We start from the raw sequence: 14,249 nt of genomic DNA, 5'->3' as shown, positions 1-14,249 counted from the left end.
GATCTGGTTGTCAGTTGGCGCTCAGACGCGCTCGATGATGGCGGCGGTGCCGAGGCCGTTGGCGGCGCACAGCGTGATAAGGCCGGTGTTGAGATCGCGCCGTTCCAGCTCGTCGAGCACGGTGCCCAGGATCATCGCGCCGGTGGCGCCGAGCGGGTGGCCCATGGCGATCGCGCCGCCGTTGACGTTGATCCGCTCGTCGGGGATGTCCATGTCGCGCTGGTAGCGCAGGACGACGCTGGCGAACGCCTCGTTCAGCTCCCACAGGTCGACGTCGCCCGCCTCCATCCCGCCGGCCTTGAGCGCCTTGCGCGACACCGCGGCAGGGGCGGTCAGCATGATCGTCGGTTCCGAGCCGATGTTGGCGTAGGAGCGGATGCGCCCGCGCGGCTTGAGCCCCGCCTTCTCGCCGAACTCCAGCGAGCCCACCAGCACCAGCCCAGAACCATCGACGATGCCCGAGCTGTTGCCGCCGTGGTGGACGTAGCCGATGTCCTCGATCTCGGGATAGCGCGCCTTGGCGACCGCTTCGAAGCCGGCCTTGCCGAAGCCTTCGAAGGCGGGCTTGAGCTTGGCCAGGCTTTCCAGCGTCGTGCCGGGGCGCATGTGCTCGTCATGGTCGAGCAGCACTTTGCCCAGGATGTCCTTCACCGGGACGATCGACTTCTCGAAGTAGCCGTTCTGCCAGGCATGGGCGGCCTTGCGCTGGCTTTCGACCGCGAAGGCATCGACATCCTCGCGGGTGTAGCCGTCCAGCGTCGCGATGATGTCGGCACCGATGCCCTGCGGCGCGTAATAGTTGCCGTAGGCGACTGCCGGGTCCGAGGTCCAGGCGCCGGAATCGTAGCCCATGGTGGTGCGGCTCATCGATTCGACGCCGCCGCCGATGCCGGCCTGGATCATGCCCGAATGGACCTGCGCCGCGATCAGGCTCACCGCGTCCAGCCCGGTCGCGCAGAAGCGATGGATCTGCTGGCCCGCCACGGTCTGCGCATAACCCGCCTGCAGCACCGCCGCGCGCGCCAGCACGCCGCCCTGCTCGCCCACCGGCTGCGCCATGCCGATGATCACGTCGTCGAGCAGCGCGGTATCAAGGGCGTTGCGCTCCTGCAGCGCCTTGAGCAGTTGCGTCGCCATTTCGACCGAAGTGACTTCGTGCAGCGCGCCGTCCGGGCGACCTTTGCCGCGCGGGGTGCGCACGTGATCGTAGATATAGGCTTCCATCGTAAATTCCCGACAAGTGATCCCACGAAGTATCGTGGTCCTGCTGTTGGATCGCACGAGCCTGTCCGCACCTATCCGACGAAAGGCGCACCTGTGCGGCGTCGCTGCAATCTCGCGGGACATTCAGACACTCGAGCATTGTGGAGCGGACACTGGTGGGCACTGAGGGCGAAGATTACGCCGCCATCCGAATTTCGGCAACGACGCTGGGCGACCTGCTGCTGCGCGGCCGGGACCTCGGGGGGGGAAACAAGGAGGCGCTGGTCTTCCCGGGCGAGCGCAAGAGCTACGACGCGGTCGTCACCAGCGTGCTGCGCCGCGCGCGCGGGCTGAAAGCACTGGGGGTCAAGCGCGGGGATCATGTCGGCATCCTGTTGCCGTCCAGCATCGAATTCGTCGAAACGCTGTTCGCCAACGCGATGCTCGGCGCCGTGTCGGTGCTAATGAATGCGCGCTACAAGGCGCCCGAAGTCGCCTACGTCACCCACAACGCCGACCTGACGACGATCGTCACCAACGACTTGGTCAGCGAGCACGTCGATTTCGGCACGCGCCTGAACGAAGCCCTGCCCGGTGTGGCATCCGCCGCCGACCCTTGCGAACTGCACCTGGCCGAAGCGCCGCGCCTCAGGCGGATCGTCATGCTCGGTGGCAACAGCCTGCCCGGCTTCGTCGACGAGGCCCGGTTCGACGCGGCCGTCGAGAACGTGAGCGAGGCGGACATCCACGCCACCCGCCTGACGGTGCGCGTGCGCGATACCGCAATGATCCTCTACACCTCGGGCACCTCGGCCAACCCCAAGGGCTGCCTGCTCAGCCACGAGGCGGTGACGCGCGAAGCCGGGAACCTTGCTCGCTATCGCTGGGAATTCCGCAGCGACGAGCGCGCGTGGTCGCCCTTGCCGCTGTTCCACATCGCGGCGATGCTGTGCATGCTCGGCGCGATGGATGTGGGCGGAACGTTCATCGGTCAGCCCCACTTCGACGCCGGGGAAAGCCTCCGGCAGATCGGCGAGGAGCGCGTCACGATGATGTTCCTGCCCTTCGTCACCTTCCACCAGGCGATGATCGCTCATCCCGATTGGGCGAGCGCCGACTTGTCCTCGGTCCGCCTGCAGAATAGCTGCTTCGCCTTCATGCCCGACCGGGTGGGCCAGGCCTATCGCGACAAGGCGCCGAACATGGTCCAGGTCGGCACGATGGGCATGACCGAGGCGACCGGCATCGTCACCACCGGCGGTTACGCGATGCCCCCCGAAATGGGCTTTCGCAAACTGGGCTATCCGCTCGCCGGAATCGAGATGAAGATCGTCGACGCCGAGACCGGCGAGGGGAAAGGCACCGACGAGCGCGGCGAAATCCTTATCCGCGGCTACAACCTGTTCGACGGCTATTACAAGGATCCGGAAAAGACCGCCCAGGCCTTCGACGCCGACGGGTGGTATCACAGCGCCGACATCGGTTCGATCGACGCCCATGGCCACGTCATGTTCCACGGCCGCTTCAAGGACATGCTCAAGGTCGGCGGCGAGAACGTAGCCGCCGCCGAAGTGGAAGCCGTGCTCGCCGGCCATCCCGCCGTGCGCCTCGCGCAAGTGGTGGGGCTGCCCGACGATCGGCTGGCCGAAATTCCCGCCGCCTATGTCGAGCGCGACGGCGACGTCGCGGTCGCCCCCGAAGAACTGATCGCCTACGTCAAGGAGCGGCTCGCATCGTTCAAGGTCCCCCGGCATATCCGGTTCATCGACGAATGGCCGATGTCGGCGTCGAAGATACAGAAGTTCAAGCTGCGCGCCGCGCTGATGAACGAACTGGGGCTGGCAGACTGATGCGAGAACTGCACGCAATGCGGATGCACGGGAGAAAAGAATGCGCGTAATCATCACGGGTGCGGCAAGCGGCATCGGCCGCGCCTGCGCCGAACTGCTGGCCGCGGGCGTTGTCGTGCCGGGCGAGCACCAGGTGCTGCTGGCCGATCGCGATGCGGGCAACCTCGGCACGGTGGTCGAGGCGATCGGCCCGGCGGCGGCGGGCTGCGTCGTCGATCTTGCCGAGCCTGACTGCGGAAACCGCATCGTCGCGGCGGCGCTGGCGCACATGGGCGGGATCGACGCGGTCGTCAGCAATGCCGGGATCATCATGGGCGGCGCGCTGATCGACCAGCCCGCGGACGACTTCGACCGGATATTCGCGATCAACACCCGCTCGACCTGGCTGCTGGCCAAGGCGGCGCATCCCCACCTCAAGGCGAGCCGGGGTTCGTTCGTCGCCACCGCTTCGATGTCGGGCACGCAGCCGACGCCGGGATTGGGCTTCTATTCGTCGAGCAAGGCCGCGCTCATCATGCTGATGCGCCAGTTCTGCATCGAATGGGGCCCCGACGGCATTCGCTGCAACACCGTCTCGCCGGGGCCGACCTACACCCCGATGACCGCCGCTGGGTACGAGGACCGGTCGCGCCGCGACCAGCGCGAGGCCAACATCGCGCTGCGCAAGCTGGGTATGGCCGAGGATGTCGCCAATGCGATCCTGTTCCTGATCGGTCCGCACGCGGGCCACATCAGCGGCATCGACGTGCTGGTCGACGGCGGCATGAGCAACATGCTGATGCCCGCCAGCGGCGGCGGCACCGGGCAGCAGCGGCAGCGCTGAGATGCGCTCAGGCCACCTTGTCCCGCGGAAGATGCAGCGCGAACGCCGGCAGCGGGAGTTCCTGCCCGTCGATCAGAATGCGCGCGGTCGCGGCAAGGTGGTCGTTGTGCAGCGCGACGGCGCGATCGGCGTCGCGCGCCAGCACCGCCTCGACGATGGCGGCATGCTCGTGAACGAGGTCGCGCTCGGCCCGCGCCAGCGGCACGGTGAGATAGCGATAGCGTTCGGACTGGGCATAGAGCCAGTCGCGCATGCGCAGCAGCCAGGGGCTGTCGCACGCCGCCACGAGCGCGTGATGGAACGCGGCGTGCGCCTCGGCGTAATCCTCGTTGAGCCGGGCGGCATCCTCGGGATCGCGCGTGGGCGTCCGGCTGAGGCGATGCGCGGCGCTGACGATCGCCGATTCCCATTCCAGCCCGCCCGCCGCGATCGCGCGCCGCAGGCACTGCCCCTCGATGTCGCTGCGCACGTGCACGAGGTCCACCAGATCGGCGATCGAGATAGGCGTGGCGCGAAACCCGCGCGCGTCGTCCTGCGTGACGAAACCTTCGGAGGTGAGCCGCGCCAGCGCTTCGCGCACTGCGCCGAGGCTGAAGCCGCGAACCTCGGCCAGGTCCTTGATGTTGATCCGCTCGCCCGGAACCAGGCGGCAGGTCAGCAGATCGTCGCGCAACTGGCGATAGGCCCGCTCGGTCAGGCTGATCTTTTTCGTCATCGCTGAAGACATAGCAGTTTTGAACTAGGACGCAACTCACAATAGTCTATTTTGATTTACGGAATATATTTCATGTTGACCGGTGTGCGTTCGATCAGCACGATGGGAGAGGCTTCAGAAGGATTGAAACATGCGTTTGGCCAAGGTTTCCAAGAATGGAATTACGGGACTGGCAGTCTCGAACGGCAACGAAATCAAGGTGGTGTTCGGTGACGATGCGCTGAGCGACATCGATGCGCTGATCGCAAAAGGCGGCGACTCGCTGCAGCAGGCGGGCGCCAAAGTGGCAGCCGAGGGCGAGTCGGTCGCGGAAGCGGAGCTGACTTTCCTGCCGCCGCTGGTGAAGGCGCCCAAGATCATCTGCCTCGGCCTCAACTACAAGGACCACGCGGCCGAAGGCGGCTTCCAGGTGCCGGAATTTCCGACCGTGTTCGGTCGCTTCAATTCCAGCCTGATCGGCCACGGCGCGCCGATCATCAAGCCGCCGACCTCTGACCAGCTCGACTACGAAGGCGAAATGGTCGCGATCGTCGGCACCGCGGGCAAGGACATCGCCAGGCAGGACGCGCTCTCGCACATCGTCGCCTATTCGGTGTTCAACGACGGTTCTGTGCGCGACTATCAGCTCAAGACGCCGCAGTGGACGGTGGGCAAGAACTTCGACGACACCGGCGCCTTCGGCCCCTGGCTGGTCACCGCCGACGAACTGCCCGCAGGCGGCGCCGGTCTCAAGATCGAGACGCGGCTCAACGGCCAGGTGGTGCAGAGCGCGAATACATCAGACATGGTGTTCGACGTGGTCGATACGGTCGCGCTGCTGTCGACCTGCTTCACGCTCGAAGCAGGCGACGTGCTGGTGATGGGTACGCCTTCGGGCATCGGCCTGGCCCGCACGCCGCCGCTGTTTATGAAGGACGGCGACGTGTGCGAGGTGGAGATCGAGAAGATCGGCCTGCTGGTCAGTCCGATCAAGGCAGGCTGACGGGATGATCGTGGCGGCGGGCAGCGGAACGGCGCTGCCCGCCCCGGCTGTGGAGGACGGGATGAGTGAAATGAGCAAGGGCGGGCGGCGGGCAGGGGCGCTGGGCGTCCATTCAATCGACCACTTCGCGATCGAGGTCCCCGACCTCGAAGACGCGCGCACGTTCTACACGCTGTTCGGGCTCGACGTGCGCGACCGGGACGGCGCCCTCGAACTGTACGCCAAGGGCGATCCACATCGCTGGGCGATCGTGACCGCGGGCACCGGCGGGCGCAAGCTGCGCTACCTCAGCTTCGGTGTCTACGAGGACGAGATCGACGCCTTCCGCGCCCGCCTCGAAGGATGCGGCGTGACTTTCACCGACGCCCCGACCAGCGCCGATTCCAACGGCATCTGGTTCGAGAGCTTCGACGGACTGCCGGTGAATGTGCGCGTGGCCGACAAAACGACCCCGCACGAAAAGAGCCGCTTCTCGTTCGTCAGTTCAGAACCGGGCAAGTCGGGCGCGATCCCCAACAGCAAGGCCCCGCCGGTCCACCCGCGCCGCCTGTCGCACTTCGCGATCTTCACCACCGACGTGAACGCCGCGATCAACTACTACGAAAGGACGCTGGGCCTGCGCCTGTCGGACAAGAGCGAGCCTGCGGTCGCCTTCCTGCACGGCGCCCACGGCAGCGACCACCACCTTCTCGCGCTCGTGCTGTCGGACCGGCGCGGGATGCATCACAATAGCTGGGACGTCGGCTCGGTTCAGGAAGTGGGCCTGGGCGGCGCGACGATGGCGCGTGCGGGCTATGGTCCGAATTGGGGCGTGGGCCAGCATGTGCTCGGCGCCAATTACTTCTTCTACGTGCGCGACCCCTGGGGCAGCTTCAGCGAATATTCCGCCGACATCGACTTCATCCCCCACGACGTCGATTGGCCGGCCGCGAACCACGCACCCGAAGACAGCATGTTCCTGTGGGGGCCAGACCCCTTCCCCGAATTCATCCAGAACACCGAACAACCAGCGGAGGCCTGAGCGCCATGACCACATTCGTACTTCTCCACGGCGGCGGCATGGGCGGCTGGACCTGGAAATTCGTCCGCGAACTGCTGGAAGCCAACGGCCATCGCGTGCTGACCCCCACGTTCACCGGCTTCGGCGAGCGCGAGCACCTGATCGGCCGCGAAGTGGGCAATGCCACCCACGTTCAGGACATCGTCAACGTCTTCCGGTTCGAGGACCTGCACGACGTCGTGGTCGTCGCGCACAGCTATGCCGGCACCGTGGCGCCGGGCGTGCTGGCGCAAGTGGGCGACCGGGTGGCGAAAGTTATCTACCTCGACGCGATCGTCCCTCATTCGGGCGAACGGATCGCCTCACTGATGGGCTACGTGCCCGAGGAGCAACTGGCGGGCCTCGATGCCATGCTCGACGCCGGCGAGGGCCCGATCGGGTCGGGCGTCCACGAAATGCAGCGCGCCGCCGCCAAGGAGCACCCCCACCTGATGGCGCCCGAGCGCGAGAAGTGGCTGCTCGACAACCTTTCGGACCAGCCGATGAAAGCGACCGCCTGCCTGATCCCGGTCGGCGCCGAGACGATCGCCCAGCCGGTCGACTACATCGCCGCCGCAGTGACGGTAATGACCGCCATGCACGATCGCGCCCGCGCGCTCGGCTGGACGATCCACGACCACCCGGGGGACCATGCGCTGCTCGTCGGCGACCCCGAAGGTACGGTCGACCTGATCCTCGCGATCGCCGAAGGCAAGGTGGCGGCATGAACGTCACCGAGCTGTTTTCGGTCGAGGGCCGCATCGCCCTCGTCACCGGCGGATCGACAGGTATCGGCCGGCACATCGCCACCGGCCTCGCCGCCGCGGGCGCCAAGGTCTATATCTGCGCACGCACCGAAGCCAATATTCTCGCCGCCGCCGCAGACATCGGCGCGGCCACCGGCGGCACCTGCATCGGTCTCGCCGCCGACTTGGCGACCCTGCCCGGCATCGACGCGCTGGTGGCGACGATCGGCGCGCAGGAAAGCGCGCTGCACATCCTGGTCAACAACGCCGGCACGATGGCCGAAGCGCCGATCGACGAGACGGGCGAGGACGCCTGGGACACGGTCATCGACCTCAACCTGAAGGCGCCGTTCTTCGTGCTCCAGAAGTTCCTGCCGCTGCTGCGCGCAGGCGGCACAGCGCAGCGCCCCGCGACGGTCATCAACATCGGTTCGGTCGGCGCGCTCAAGGTCGGACCCAAGGAAAACTACGCCTACCAGGCGTCCAAGGGCGCGATCCACTGGCTCGCCAAGGGCCTCGCCAAGCGGCTGGGGCGCGAACACATCACCGCCAACGTCATTGCGCCGGGCTTCTTCGAATCCGAGATGACGGTCATCACCTCGGACGAGATGCGCACGATGGTCGAGGGCATGGTGCCGCGCGGCCGGGTCGGCACGCCCGAGGATCTGGCCGGCACCGCGATCTACCTCGCCTCGCGCGCGGGTGCCTACGTGACCGGCTCGGTCATCCCCGTGGAAGGCGGGCTGTCAATATGAGCCGCCCCCTCACCCTATAGGACGATAGGTTCGGAACGACCCGCCAGCGGCCACGATACCTTCGAGACAGGAAGGAACGACAATGGATTTTTCGCTGACCGAGGAACAGCAGGCGTTTCGCGACGTCGTGCGCCGCTGGGTCGATGCCGAAGCCCCCAAGGACTGGATGCGCGCGCTGGAAGCGGATGAAGAGAACTATCCCTTCGCGCTGTGGGACAAGCTGGCGGAACAGAGCTTCTTCGGCGTCGGCATTCCCGAGGAATACGATGGGCTGGGCGGCGATGTCGTTACGCAGATGATCTTCGCGCGCGAACTGGCGCGCACCGCCGGCGGCCTGCTGTGGGTCTGGGGCCTGACGTCGTTCGGCGGCGCCAAGACGATCGGCGCAGTGGGCACCGACGAGCAGAAGGAACGCTGGCTGCGACCGATGGCGCAAGGCAAATTGCGCGTATCTATCTCGATGACCGAGCCCGATGGCGGCACCGACGTGCTGGGCGCGATGAAGACGCACGCCGAGAAGGTCGACGGCGGCTGGCTGCTCAACGGCGCCAAGATGTGGACGACGGCGGCCAAGGTCGCCGACCGCCTGCTGGTGCTGGCGCGGACCGACAGGAAAGTCGAGAAGAAGCACCACGGCCTGACCATGTTCTTCGTCGACGCCAAGTCGCCAGGCATCACCGCCTCGCTGCTGCCCAAGCTGGGCATGCGCGCGATGGGCTCGTGCGAGGTGCATTACGAAGACGTGTTCGTTCCCGACGAGGACGTGCTGGGAACGCCCGGCCAGGCCTGGTACGCGATGCTGCCCACGCTCAACAACGAGCGTATCATGGTCGGCGCGCAGTGCCTGGGCGCGATCGACGGCGTGCTCGAAGACGCGCTCGCCTACATGAAGACGCGCAAGGCCTTCGGCGGAATCATCGGCCGCTTCCAGGTGCTGCAACACTACGTCGCCGACATCGCCACCTGGCAGAAGACCACCGAACTGCTGCTCTACAACGTCGCCTGGATGCAGGCACAGGGCATGCCCTGCGGCACCGAGGCCAACATGCTCAAGATGGTCGCCACCGAGAACGCGGTGAAGGCGGCGGACCTGGGCATCCAGATCCTGGGCGGCATGGGCTATTCGGCCGAAACCGACATGCAGCGCTATTGGCGCGACCACCGCATCCTGCGGATGACCCCGATCAGCAACGAGATGGTCCGCAACACGATCGCCGAAAGCCTCGGCCTGCCGCGCTCCTTCTGAAGGGACGATCCATGAGCGATCTCGACGACCTTCCCCCCGCTCCCCTCGCCGCCGGCACCTCGCTGGACGGCACCGCGGTGTTCACCATTTCGGCAGAGGAAAACACGGCGCTGTGCCGCTCGACCGGGATCGAACCGGCGGCGGACGGCACCGCGCATCCGATCTACTATTACATCGCCACCCAGGTCGCGATGGGCAAGACCGTGGCCGGCGTGTGCGAAGCCTGCGAATTCGACGTCGACGATGGCCCGATGATGGGCAGCAGCGGCGTGCGCTTCGACGCGCCGCTGCAGGTCGGCGAAAGCTACAAGGTCACGGGCGAGATCCTCAGCCTGATCCGCAAGCGCAGCCGCAAGCTGGGGGTGATGGACGTGCTGACCTACCGCCTGCGCCTCCACCTGCTGGACGGCACGCAAGTGCTGGAAACCGACAACGTATGGGTCCTGCCCCGCAAGGAGTTCGCCGCATGATCTACGCTGTGGGAGATACCCTGCCGCCGTTCACGATCGCAAGCGTCAGCCCCGAGGCGATGAAGCAGTGGGCGGTGTTCCTGGCGGACCCCAATCCGATCCACCTCGACGCCGAAGTGGTGAAGGCCAAGGGACTGGGCGACCGCGTCATCAACCAGGGGCCGATCAACGTCGCCTACATGATCAACATGCTGACGCGCGCCTTCCCCGGCGGCCGGATCACGGCGATGGATTCGCGCTTTCTCGACAACGTCTACGGCGGCGACCGCGCGACCGTGACCGGCAAGGTCGCCGCCATCGAAGACGGCGCGGTCACCTGCGAGTTCGTGCTGGAGATAGAAGGCCGGGGCATCGTCAATTCCGGCACCGCAACGATAGAAACCTGATTTCGAGAGGAGTGAATTTATGCCAAGCGGACCCTTCGCCCATGTTTGCATGGTCGTGCGCGACCTCGACACCGCGATCGAGGACTGGACCAAGATCCTGCGCGTCCTCGATCCCGCCTCGCTCGAGGACCGGATCGTCAAGTACGACGAGTTTTCCAGCGGCGATGACGCCGGCATGAAGTGGGCGACCTTCGTCAATCCCACCGGCACCGAAATCCAGTTCATCCAGCCCGCCCCCGGCACGCCGATGGGCGAACGGCTCGACAAGGTGGGCGAGCACGTCCACCACTTCTGCTTCGCGACCGACGACGTGCCGGGCGCGATGGAGAAGCTCGCCGCCGAAGGCCTGCACGTGATGGGCGGCGGCAAGACCTACAACGATCCCGACATGACCTGGCAGAAGTGGAGCTGGGTCGGCCCGAAGAGCACCCACGGCTGCCTGATCGAAGTCGCCTCGCCTTACGAAAGCCGCAACGACGGCAAGTGGCACCACGCGCCCGGCAAGTTCGCGTACAAGGGCCCGGGCGAGCACCCCTCGTTCGCCGAGATCGCCCCGATCGCCGCCGAATGACGCGTTGAGCCCGGCATGACGATGGCCCATCGCATTCGCCTACCGGGCGCGGGGCTCACCTTGGTCGCCGATGCCTATGGCGACCCGTCGGGCCCGCCGGTGTGCTTTTTCCACGGCGGGGGACAAAGCCGCCGGTCGTGGCGCGGCTCCGCCCGCCAGGTCGCGCGCCATGGCTATTACGGCCTCAGCTTCGACTTGCGCGGCCACGGCGAAAGCGATTGGGCGCGCGATGGTGACTACCTGCTCGAAGCCTTCGGCCGCGACGTCGAAGCGATACTGGCCGCGCTTGGCCGCACCGCCGCACTGGTCGGCGCCTCGCGCGGCGGCCAGGCGGCGCTGGTAGGGGGCTCGCGCCATCCCGATCGGGTAGGGCTCATCATGCTGGCCGACGTCTCGCCCTACATGGACGATACCGGGGTCGACGGGGTGCGCGCGTTCTTTCGCGCCAGCGAGGACGGCTTCGTCTCCACCGACGAGGCAGCGGCAGCGCTGCATGTGCACCTCGGCCGCCCGCTCCTTGCCGATTCGTCGGGTCTTGCCAGCGCCTTGCGCGAGGACCGTGGCAGGCTGTTCTGGCAGTGGGATCCACGCACCGCTTCGCCCGAATTCCTCAACCCGCCGTCGGAAGGCGAGACCCTGATCGCGGCAGCCCGGCAGGTCGCAGCCCCGGTCGTGCTGATCCGCGCGGAGCTGAGCGACATCGTCTCGCCCGACAGCGTACGGCGCTTTCGCGAATTGACCCCGCACCTCGAAGTCGAACAGGCCGACGGCGTCGGCCACATGTTCACAGGCGACCGCAACGATTCCTTCGCCGAGCGCCTGCTGCACCATCTGGCCCGGTACATGCCGGCATGAACGACGGCGCAGCCTTCGTCGTCGGCGGGACAGGCGGGCTGGGCAGTGCGATCTGCCGCCGCCTCGCCCCGGAGTGGGACGGCGTCGCGGTGGGCTACCGCTCCAGCACCGACAAGGCGCGCGCGGTGATCGACACGCTGGGCGAGCGCGCCGGCGATGCGCGCGCGGTGCACTGCGACTTGGCCGACCGCGCTTCGATCGCAGCGGCCTTCGACACGGCCGAGCGCGCGTACGGCATGATCGGCACGGTGATATTCGCCGGCGGCGTCGCCATCCCGCAACCCTTCGTCAGCCGCATCGAAGAGGACCAATGGCGCGAGGTGATCGAGGTCGAACTGATCGGCTTTTCCCGCATCGTCGCGGCCGCGCTGCCTTATTTCCGCAAGGCGGGGCGCGGCAACTTCGTGTCGGTCGTGTCGGTCGCCAACTACTGCTTCCCGCCGGGCGATGCGTTGTCGTCGGTCCCCAAGGCGGGTATCGAGGCGCTCGGCCGCGCGGTCGCCAAGGAAGAGGGCCGCTACGGCATCCGCGCCAACATGGTCGCGCCGGGGATCATCGATGCCGGGCTTGGTGCCGATTTCCTGGAAACGCTCTACACGCCCGAAATCTGGGAAACGCAGCGCAAACGCATCGCCCTGCAACGCTTCGGCAGCGGCGAGGAGATCGCCGAGGCGGTCGCCTTCCTGGCCTCCGATCGCGCGCGGTATATCACCGGCCAGACGCTGATCGTCGACGGCGGGTTCAGCTTGTAGGAGAGGCCTTAGTTAGGTGAGCCCTTAGTCCTCCCCCCTCCCCATCGCTGCGCGACGGGGACGATTATATCCACACGCCCCCGGCCGGCTTCACGCCGACCGGGTAGCGCAAGTAATCACTTGTAGGGATCGACCGGCTGCGGAACCTGAATGACTTCGAGGTCCTTGAGCATCGTCAGCACGTCCGAGATCGAATAGATGTGGTCGATCTTGTCGCCACGGAAGCGCAGCCACGAGAACCACAGCACGTTCAGCTCGTTGCCGGTCGGCTGGACGCCCATGTAGGGACCGCCGGTGTGCTTGCCGTGGTGGTGGCACAGCACGCAGATCTCGTCCTCGCCGCGGCCCCAGGCCTTCAGCGTGCGGTAGATGCTGGGCGGGAACGTCGTGTAGAGGCCCTGCGGCGAGGTCTTCCAGACGTGATAGGTGCCGAGATCCGGGCGGTTCGGATTGTCGTAGGTCATCGTTTCGGTGTTGAAGAAGGCGTCCATGCCGTCCCAGTCGCCGCGGTTGATGACTTCGTGCAGGTCCATCCAGTGGTTGACCATGAACGCCTGGCGATCAGTCAGCCCATCGGTAATTTCCGCCCGCTTCTCCGGGGACAGAACGAAATCGGCTTCGGTGAATGGGGCGAGGCCCATAAATATCTCTCCTTTATCGTAAAATTGTCCGCAGCAGCGCCGTGGTACCGCTTTCTTCATTCGCCGTGCATCTACCGGCACCTACCCGACGGAAGGCCGCGAGACACTGTGCGCATGCGAGCCCCCGCTTCAGGAAACGGGAGAGAAGCCATGCCGCTCAGTGTGCAGGAAATGTCCGATCGGTTCGAGATTCAGGACCTGATCGTCAGCTATTGCTATGCGGTCGATTCGCGCGACTGGGACGCGCTAGACGCGGTGTTCACCGATGACGCGGTGATCGACTATTCCGAAATGGTCGGCGTCAAGGGCGGGCTGCCGGAGATCAAGCGGTTCCTGTCGGAAAGTCTGGCCCCGATCCAGGCCTTCCAGCACGCGGTGTCGACCACCCGCTACGAGATCGACGGCGATCGCGCGAAGACCCGCACCGCCTGCTACAATCCGATGACGGTGAACGATGGCACCACCATTGATACGCTGGTGTTCGGCCTGTGGTACCTGCACGATTTCGTGCGCACCGCCCAAGGGTGGCGGATCGCCCGCCTCTACGAGCAGAAATGCTACAGCCTGAACGTGCCCGACTGGCTCGCCGCGCAACTGCCCGGCTGATCGCCCGTCGGTGGACGAAAACGCTGCGATCGGCGCTGCCCCCTATCGTTCGGCGGGCCAGCCACTACACGGTACACGTATGGTGTCGGTCGAGGCAAACAGGAGCGACACCATGCGAGGACACTGCAGCCTGGCGCGGCGACGACCGATTTGCGCGGAGGACGAGCGGGAAATATCCAGGCTGCTGTTCCGCTACGCGACCAGCATCGACAATCGCGACTGGCCGCTGTTCAGGACCTGCTTCTCGCCCGATTGCGAAGCCGATTACGGCGCGTTCGGGCACTGGCGCGGCCTGCGCGAGATCGCCGAGTTCATGGAGGCGACGCACCGGCGGCTGGGGCCGACTCTGTTTCGCATCACCAACATCACCATCGAAAACCAGAACAACGAAGTTCTGGCGCGAAGCTACGTCGACGCGATCCTGACGCCGGTCCACTCGGGCGTCACGCACCGCGCAGAGGGGTACTACGATGATGCGCTGGTGCGAACGTCCGATGGCTGGAAGATCGCGCGCCGCCGCTTCACCCTCGTCAAGGCGAGCCTCGACGAATGACGGCGGGCCCTGTCGCCCGGCGGGGGACCGGCGCGGCCGCGCTTGGTGAATAGGCG

The 14,249-nt window shown here is 66.3% G+C and carries 17 protein-coding genes; 14 read left to right on the top strand and 3 right to left on the bottom strand.

What is annotated here, in order from left to right:
* Positions 1-21: 21 nt before the first annotated feature.
* Positions 22-1,224: an acetyl-CoA C-acetyltransferase gene (locus PKE80_RS17270; RefSeq protein ID WP_271183562.1), complete on the bottom strand. Its 1,203-nt coding sequence runs from the start codon at positions 1,222-1,224 to the stop codon at positions 22-24.
* A gap of 155 nt (positions 1,225-1,379) precedes the next feature.
* Between PKE80_RS17270 and PKE80_RS17265 the strand changes: the two genes are divergently transcribed.
* A complete protein-coding gene (locus tag PKE80_RS17265) occupies positions 1,380-3,053 on the top strand; it encodes a class I adenylate-forming enzyme family protein (RefSeq protein WP_271183561.1) in 1,674 nt (557 codons plus the stop codon).
* 40 nt (positions 3,054-3,093) lie between these two features.
* Positions 3,094-3,876 (top strand): SDR family NAD(P)-dependent oxidoreductase, encoded by a 783-nt coding sequence (locus tag PKE80_RS17260; RefSeq protein WP_271183560.1) that lies wholly within the window; start codon positions 3,094-3,096, stop codon positions 3,874-3,876.
* A gap of 7 nt (positions 3,877-3,883) precedes the next feature.
* Here PKE80_RS17260 and PKE80_RS17255 read toward each other — a convergent pair whose 3' ends face one another.
* A complete protein-coding gene (locus PKE80_RS17255) occupies positions 3,884-4,591 on the bottom strand; it encodes a GntR family transcriptional regulator (protein WP_271183559.1) in 708 nt (235 codons plus the stop codon).
* A gap of 130 nt (positions 4,592-4,721) precedes the next feature.
* Between PKE80_RS17255 and PKE80_RS17250 the strand changes: the two genes are divergently transcribed.
* The 10 genes from PKE80_RS17250 (at position 4,722) to PKE80_RS17205 (ending at position 12,393) form a co-directional block, all read left to right on the top strand.
* Positions 4,722-5,573, top strand: a complete 852-nt coding sequence (locus PKE80_RS17250; protein WP_271183558.1) for a fumarylacetoacetate hydrolase family protein — start codon at positions 4,722-4,724, stop codon at positions 5,571-5,573.
* A 61-nt stretch (positions 5,574-5,634) separates the two neighbouring features.
* Entirely contained in the window at positions 5,635-6,594 is a 960-nt protein-coding gene (locus tag PKE80_RS17245; RefSeq protein ID WP_271183557.1) for a VOC family protein, read from the top strand.
* A 5-nt stretch (positions 6,595-6,599) separates the two neighbouring features.
* Positions 6,600-7,340 (top strand): alpha/beta fold hydrolase, encoded by a 741-nt coding sequence (locus tag PKE80_RS17240; protein WP_271183556.1) that lies wholly within the window; start codon positions 6,600-6,602, stop codon positions 7,338-7,340.
* On the top strand, positions 7,337-8,113 hold the full coding sequence (locus PKE80_RS17235; RefSeq protein ID WP_271183555.1) for an SDR family oxidoreductase: 777 nt from the start codon (positions 7,337-7,339) through the stop codon (positions 8,111-8,113). The genes PKE80_RS17240 and PKE80_RS17235 overlap by 4 nt, the downstream gene beginning before the upstream one ends.
* 82 nt (positions 8,114-8,195) lie before the next feature.
* Positions 8,196-9,359, top strand: a complete 1,164-nt coding sequence (locus tag PKE80_RS17230; RefSeq protein ID WP_271183554.1) for an acyl-CoA dehydrogenase family protein — start codon at positions 8,196-8,198, stop codon at positions 9,357-9,359.
* Between the two features lie 11 nt (positions 9,360-9,370).
* Positions 9,371-9,829 carry a hypothetical protein gene (locus tag PKE80_RS17225; RefSeq protein ID WP_069709826.1) on the top strand — a complete coding sequence of 153 codons (459 nt, stop codon included), beginning with the start codon at positions 9,371-9,373 and terminating at the stop codon, positions 9,827-9,829.
* The gene (locus PKE80_RS17220) at positions 9,826-10,215 is read left to right on the top strand and encodes a MaoC family dehydratase (protein ID WP_069709825.1); all 390 of its coding nucleotides are present in this window, start codon (positions 9,826-9,828) and stop codon (positions 10,213-10,215) included. Before PKE80_RS17225 ends, PKE80_RS17220 begins: the two co-directional genes overlap by 4 nt.
* A 19-nt stretch (positions 10,216-10,234) precedes the next feature.
* Positions 10,235-10,786: a VOC family protein gene (locus PKE80_RS17215; RefSeq protein ID WP_231958459.1), complete on the top strand. Its 552-nt coding sequence runs from the start codon at positions 10,235-10,237 to the stop codon at positions 10,784-10,786.
* 21 nt (positions 10,787-10,807) lie between these two features.
* On the top strand, positions 10,808-11,641 hold the full coding sequence (locus tag PKE80_RS17210; RefSeq protein ID WP_271183553.1) for an alpha/beta fold hydrolase: 834 nt from the start codon (positions 10,808-10,810) through the stop codon (positions 11,639-11,641).
* A complete protein-coding gene (locus PKE80_RS17205) occupies positions 11,638-12,393 on the top strand; it encodes an SDR family NAD(P)-dependent oxidoreductase (RefSeq protein WP_271183552.1) in 756 nt (251 codons plus the stop codon). The genes PKE80_RS17210 and PKE80_RS17205 overlap by 4 nt, the downstream gene beginning before the upstream one ends.
* A 116-nt stretch (positions 12,394-12,509) precedes the next feature.
* Here the strand turns inward: PKE80_RS17205 and PKE80_RS17200 are convergent, their stop codons facing one another.
* Positions 12,510-13,034, bottom strand: coding sequence for an ester cyclase (locus PKE80_RS17200; RefSeq protein WP_069709821.1), 525 nt, complete (start codon positions 13,032-13,034; stop codon positions 12,510-12,512).
* 150 nt (positions 13,035-13,184) lie between these two features.
* Here PKE80_RS17200 and PKE80_RS17195 point away from each other — a divergent pair, with 150 nt between their 5' ends.
* Both PKE80_RS17195 and PKE80_RS17190 read left to right on the top strand, forming a co-directional pair.
* On the top strand, positions 13,185-13,640 hold the full coding sequence (locus PKE80_RS17195; RefSeq protein ID WP_271183551.1) for a nuclear transport factor 2 family protein: 456 nt from the start codon (positions 13,185-13,187) through the stop codon (positions 13,638-13,640).
* 112 nt (positions 13,641-13,752) lie between these two features.
* Positions 13,753-14,193 carry a nuclear transport factor 2 family protein gene (locus tag PKE80_RS17190; RefSeq protein WP_069710198.1) on the top strand — a complete coding sequence of 147 codons (441 nt, stop codon included), beginning with the start codon at positions 13,753-13,755 and terminating at the stop codon, positions 14,191-14,193.
* Positions 14,194-14,249: the final 56 nt, after the last annotated feature.

The organism is Novosphingobium resinovorum (genome assembly GCF_027922145.1).
Lineage (GTDB): Bacteria > Pseudomonadota > Alphaproteobacteria > Sphingomonadales > Sphingomonadaceae > Novosphingobium > Novosphingobium resinovorum.
The sequence above is the reverse complement of the archived record's forward strand: the minus strand, read 5'-3'. Positions and strand labels throughout refer to the sequence as shown.

Coding starts and splice junctions, on each gene's coding strand:
- PKE80_RS17200 (WP_069709821.1), bottom strand. CDS start 13,034: ATGGGCCTCGCCCCATTCACCGAAGCCGATTTCGTTCTGTCCCCGGAG.
- PKE80_RS17205 (WP_271183552.1), top strand. CDS start 11,638: ATGAACGACGGCGCAGCCTTCGTCGTCGGCGGGACAGGCGGGCTGGGC.
- PKE80_RS17230 (WP_271183554.1), top strand. CDS start 8,196: ATGGATTTTTCGCTGACCGAGGAACAGCAGGCGTTTCGCGACGTCGTG.
- PKE80_RS17225 (WP_069709826.1), top strand. CDS start 9,371: ATGAGCGATCTCGACGACCTTCCCCCCGCTCCCCTCGCCGCCGGCACC.
- PKE80_RS17235 (WP_271183555.1), top strand. CDS start 7,337: ATGAACGTCACCGAGCTGTTTTCGGTCGAGGGCCGCATCGCCCTCGTC.
- PKE80_RS17195 (WP_271183551.1), top strand. CDS start 13,185: ATGCCGCTCAGTGTGCAGGAAATGTCCGATCGGTTCGAGATTCAGGAC.
- PKE80_RS17250 (WP_271183558.1), top strand. CDS start 4,722: ATGCGTTTGGCCAAGGTTTCCAAGAATGGAATTACGGGACTGGCAGTC.
- PKE80_RS17240 (WP_271183556.1), top strand. CDS start 6,600: ATGACCACATTCGTACTTCTCCACGGCGGCGGCATGGGCGGCTGGACC.
- PKE80_RS17270 (WP_271183562.1), bottom strand. CDS start 1,224: ATGGAAGCCTATATCTACGATCACGTGCGCACCCCGCGCGGCAAAGGT.
- PKE80_RS17260 (WP_271183560.1), top strand. CDS start 3,094: ATGCGCGTAATCATCACGGGTGCGGCAAGCGGCATCGGCCGCGCCTGC.
- PKE80_RS17220 (WP_069709825.1), top strand. CDS start 9,826: ATGATCTACGCTGTGGGAGATACCCTGCCGCCGTTCACGATCGCAAGC.
- PKE80_RS17215 (WP_231958459.1), top strand. CDS start 10,235: ATGCCAAGCGGACCCTTCGCCCATGTTTGCATGGTCGTGCGCGACCTC.
- PKE80_RS17190 (WP_069710198.1), top strand. CDS start 13,753: ATGCGAGGACACTGCAGCCTGGCGCGGCGACGACCGATTTGCGCGGAG.
- PKE80_RS17245 (WP_271183557.1), top strand. CDS start 5,635: ATGAGTGAAATGAGCAAGGGCGGGCGGCGGGCAGGGGCGCTGGGCGTC.
- PKE80_RS17255 (WP_271183559.1), bottom strand. CDS start 4,591: ATGACGAAAAAGATCAGCCTGACCGAGCGGGCCTATCGCCAGTTGCGC.
- PKE80_RS17210 (WP_271183553.1), top strand. CDS start 10,808: ATGGCCCATCGCATTCGCCTACCGGGCGCGGGGCTCACCTTGGTCGCC.